General features: G+C 41.0%; 4 protein-coding genes. 1 reads left to right on the forward strand and 3 read right to left on the reverse strand.

Annotated elements, in window-relative coordinates; translation table 11 throughout:
* Positions 1-582 precede the first annotated feature (582 nt).
* Genes ACVPON_RS08990 through ACVPON_RS09000 form a run of 3 tightly spaced genes read right to left on the reverse strand, consistent with a single transcriptional unit; the run spans position 583 to position 2,995 of the window.
* Positions 583-1,851, reverse strand: coding sequence for an aminotransferase-like domain-containing protein (locus ACVPON_RS08990; RefSeq protein ID WP_462878292.1), 1,269 nt, complete (start codon positions 1,849-1,851; stop codon positions 583-585).
* 60 nt (positions 1,852-1,911) lie between these two features.
* A complete protein-coding gene (gene trhA / locus ACVPON_RS08995; RefSeq protein WP_462878293.1) occupies positions 1,912-2,562 on the reverse strand; it encodes a PAQR family membrane homeostasis protein TrhA in 651 nt (216 codons plus the stop codon).
* Entirely contained in the window at positions 2,546-2,995 is a 450-nt protein-coding gene (locus tag ACVPON_RS09000) for a DUF1836 domain-containing protein (RefSeq protein ID WP_462878294.1), read from the reverse strand. The genes trhA and ACVPON_RS09000 overlap by 17 nt, the downstream gene beginning before the upstream one ends.
* Positions 2,996-3,356: 361 nt before the next feature.
* Between ACVPON_RS09000 and yaaA the strand changes: the two genes are divergently transcribed.
* Complete coding sequence (gene yaaA, locus ACVPON_RS09005) at positions 3,357-4,094, forward strand: peroxide stress protein YaaA (RefSeq protein WP_462878295.1); 738 nt, start codon at positions 3,357-3,359, stop codon at positions 4,092-4,094.
* The last annotated feature ends 369 nt before the right edge of the window (positions 4,095-4,463 follow it).

A 4,463-nucleotide genomic window follows, 5' to 3' on the forward strand; every position in this document is an offset into this window, starting at 1 on the left:
AATCGCTTTTCATTATAGGTCATATGGGACTTTTTTTCTATACTCAAAAAGGTTCCATAATCTCTACAGTGGATTTACCCACTACAGAAATTATAGAGCCATTTTTCTTTTCGCTTTTTTCACGCCCTCGTATCTTGATTTAATTGAACTCGGGCTAAAAGCTCGGAAAAAAGATAACTTCTTCTAGAAGCTCCAGCTTCTGCGAAGAACTTCCTATTTTTCGTTTGTTTTTTTCACGCCCTCGTATCTTGTTTTAACTGAACTCGGGCTAAAAGCTCGGAAAAAAGATACCTTCTTCTAGAAGCTCCACCTTCTGCGAAGAACTTCCTATTTTTCGTTCGCTTTTTTCACGCCCTCGTATCTTGATTTAACTGAACTCGGGCTAAGCACTGTGTGAAAAAGCTCGTAACAGAAATGTATTGAAATATAGGGTATTAGCGGTAGCTAGCTGGCTATTCCCTGCATTTCATTGGTGACTAGCCTAGCTATCTTCGCAGGGGTCTCGCAACGAAGTTGCAAGCAACTTCTGCTCGGCCGCCTATTTTCACTTTGTGCTTTTCACGCCCTCGTATCTTAGTTATCCTAGCTGGTTTTTTTGAGTGTTTTACTGATAGTTTGTAGTTCTTTTTCAAAGGATGGACTATAGGGTAGTTGGAGGTAGTGGTAGGATAGTCCAGTGATGAGTCGCTTTTTTGGTGCGTCATGTTTGAGTTGAGCTGTTATGTTGGTTCTGGGAAGTTGGATGGTTAGCTGTTCGTGGGAAAGGTGATAGGGATAAGGGAGTGGATAGCGGGCTAGAATCTCTGCCATTTCTGCTTTTTGCTCTTCTTTTAATTGGTAGAGGTGTCGTGTATTGCGAGCAAACATACCGTTGTCAATATAGAGAGACAGGGCCTTTTGCATGATGAGATTGGTATCGTAATCCATCAGATTTTTATGTCGTAGGAAGCTCTCACGTAGGCAGTGGGGGAGGACAAGCCCCCCTAAGCGCAGAGCAGGAAAGAGGGTTGGTGTAAAGGATTTAAGATAGATGACACGATCATTGCGATCCAGATAATGAAGTGGCAGGGTCTTTGCACTGTCAAAGTCCGCCAGATAATCATCTTCAATCACATAGACCTCATACTTTGCTGCCAATTGGAGAATGGCTTGCTGGGTTTTGCTGTTATAAGTTGTTCCCAAAGGATTATGTAGACGAGGAATGGTGTAGAAGTATTTAATCTTCCCGCTTTTGAAAATCGTTTCGAGCTGTGTGATATCAATCCCGTCTAGGCTTCGTTCAATCGTTTGATAGGGAAGTGCTTGTTGGTCTAACAAGTGTTTCATTCGATAGTAGGTGGGCTCTTCAATCAAGATTTCCTGTCTACCAGCAGTTGTTTGCATCTGGGTTAGGATATAGAGTGCCTGCTGGCTTCCTGCTGTAATAACCAACTGCTCCTTTTGACAATATACATGGTAGTCCATGAGGAGTTGGTGGAGCGAGGCAATCAATTCCTCCAGTCCTTCCTGCTGATGGTAATAATTAAAGAGGTAGTTTTCCCGACCAACCAGACTTTCGTGGACACAGACTCGAAAATCTTCGTAGGGCAACTGCAAGAAATCTTCAGGATTGAGTGAGATTGTTTTATCGTGAAAGTCTTGATCTTCTAAGATATAATAGCCACTTTTTTCTACTGCATAAATCCTATTTTGGTATTTGAGCGCTAACATTGCCTTTTGAACAGTGTCCTTGCTACAGTGATATTGCTCGCTAAGCCTGCGAATGGATGGTAATTTTTGCCCCCGTTTGAACTGGCGTTTTTCAATGCCTGTAATAATATCTTGAATAATCTGTTGGTATTTACTAGTCATATTCTCCCCTTACAGAATAGTTTGATTTGTTGACTTGATAGACAAGTCTGATACTATATGCTAAACCATATAAAAGACAATGGCTAAATACTGCAAGAAACTGGCTAGAATAATGAATAAATGCCAAATCATATGAAAATAAGGCTTTTTCTTGGCGTAGAAGATAGCTCCTATACTATAGGCAATTCCTCCAGCCAACATGAGAAACCAGAAAGCAGGTCCTGTTTTGCTAATAACTGGTGGTAGGATAAGGAGGACCAACCAGCCCATTATGAGGTAGAGGGCAAGGCTGAAGCGTTCGTTGACCTTTGGGGTAAAAATTTTGTAGAGAATCCCTAAAATCGTTATTGTCCATTGGAAGCCCAAGACTAGGTAGCCTAGCCAGTTAGGCATGAGACTTAGGAGAACAGGCGTGTAGCTACCTGCAATTGCAATGTAAATCATGCTATGGTCGATGATTCGCAAAATGTATTTGTGGGTTGAACCATAGGCCATGGAGTGGTAAATCGTTGAAGACAGAAACATGAGAAAAAGGCTAATGATGAAAATGGACACCCCAATCGTTTGAATCAAGCCTGACTCTTCATAGCTATAAATAGCTGAAAAAGGGAGTAACGTCAGTATGATAAAGGCACTAATAGCATGGGTAACAGCATTTCCCACCTCTTCACCAAATGAGAGGGGAAGGGATAATTTAAAACTTTGGTTCATGGGTTTCTCCTTTTAATTTTGGAATGAGCGCAAGCGTTTCTTGATAAGCCTGAATAGTCTGGCAAGCCTTTTGGATGATGAGTGGTTGCTCTGCTGTTTCGACACCTGAAAAGCATGTAACAAAGGTGTCGTAGAGGGTAGCAGCATCATACTGTTCTTTTAAGACCTCAATGATCTCTTGAATGTCTGCAATAGGAAAAATCGGCTTGCAGATGCTTAGAATGATAAGGCGGGCCAGATGTGTACGATTGTATTTTTTCTTACTTGGTTTCGGGATATAGCCATGCTTGACATAGTTGTTGACCATCGAGGGTGTCAGCTGCTTTTCTTTACTGACTAAAAAGGGACTGGTTTGTTGGTTCACATAGAGCAGGACCTGATCTAGATATAGGTCCAAATCAGGTAGCTGTTGCCAGTTGGGTAAATGTTTCATTCTCTACTCCTTGTTATCTGGTTATCATAACTAGATGATATCATTTTGTAAATAAAAAATCAAGGAACAACTGCAAGGTCATAGCAAGGGAGCTTCCTTAAAGATTTTTTGGAGATTTATCGATTGTTTAGGAGGATTCATCTAGGCTTCTATGCTGTCAAAAAGTGAAGTTGATGACTGCACTCTATCTATATTTCTACCGTAAATCAATAGCAATCTAGTTTACTCCTATTGATTCAAGAGACTTGATTGCGTCTGTCCCCTATTAGAATAGCTTCTAATCCCCGTTTGATTAGAAATAGGAAGAAGATACTTTGCAGTATCTGGTGTGTAAAATGATAGGATATGGTATAATCGGAGTATGAAAATTTTACTTCCTAATGCGAAAGAATTAAATACGAATCTAGAAAATGCTCCTTTTGCTCCCCTGTCAGAAAAGAGCAGGGCTGTTTTGGAGGCTTTGTGTCACTTGTCGGTGTCCGAACTCGCTGCTTTTTATAAATTAAAGGAAGATAAGGCAGAACTGGAAGCTGACCGTTGGTATCGAATCCTTCACCAGCAGGCTAAATCCTATCCAGCTTGGACCTTATATGATGGTTTGATGTACCGCTATATGAAGCGTAGGGATTTGAGCCAGCCAGAGCAAGACTATCTGGCGGATCATGTCTTGATTGCGACGGGATTTTATGGCTTGATTGCGCCCTTTACCCTTATCTCTCCCCATCGTTTGGATTTCCAAGGACAGTTAAAAGTCGAAGGGAAATCGCTCAAGCAATTTTGGCGGGACCAGTATGATGAACAGCTGGCAGGAGAGGATTTGATCATTTCCCTTGCTTCGTCTGAATTTGAACAGGTTTTCTCACCAAGCCTTCAAAAACGTATGGTACAGATTGTCTTTATGGAGGATAAAGAGGGGCAGTTAAAGGTTCATTCAACCATTTCCAAAAAGGGGAGGGGACGCCTCGTATCTCTCATGGCAGAAAAGAATGTTCAGACCCTTGATGAGATTCGACAGCTGACCTTCGATGGCTTTGGCTATCGGGCAGATCTATCAGAAGATACTCAATTGATTTTTGTCCGAGAGCATGGAGCTTCTTAGTCCTTACATTTACCAGAGAAACTAAAGAAAAAATGAAGCAATTCCCTATATAAAATTAGTGAATGGGATTTATACAAAAAGGTAGCTACATCTGTAGCCTAGCATAGAAGTCTACGACCCTCTTATTTTCAGGTGGCGGATTGAAAAAACACTATTCTCTTTTCACCTATCCAAATCAGTCAAGACCGTCTGAGTTTGATGTTGTGGAAAAATTAAAGAGCACATAAATAGCCCTCATTAGGTGTGTGATATACTCCCCATATAGTAGACAGTGAAAAAACAAAAATTCACTAGACACTATGATATACTCCCCTTATAGTGGACAGTGAAAAAACAAAAATTCACTAGAAGTGATATACTCCCCTTATA

This window comes from Streptococcus sp. 1F3, from assembly GCF_054968985.1.

Coding starts and splice junctions, on each gene's coding strand:
- ACVPON_RS08990 (WP_462878292.1), bottom strand. CDS start 1,851: ATGACTAGTAAATACCAACAGATTATTCAAGATATTATTACAGGCATT.
- trhA (WP_462878293.1), bottom strand. CDS start 2,562: ATGAACCAAAGTTTTAAATTATCCCTTCCCCTCTCATTTGGTGAAGAG.
- ACVPON_RS09000 (WP_462878294.1), bottom strand. CDS start 2,995: ATGAAACATTTACCCAACTGGCAACAGCTACCTGATTTGGACCTATAT.
- yaaA (WP_462878295.1), top strand. CDS start 3,357: ATGAAAATTTTACTTCCTAATGCGAAAGAATTAAATACGAATCTAGAA.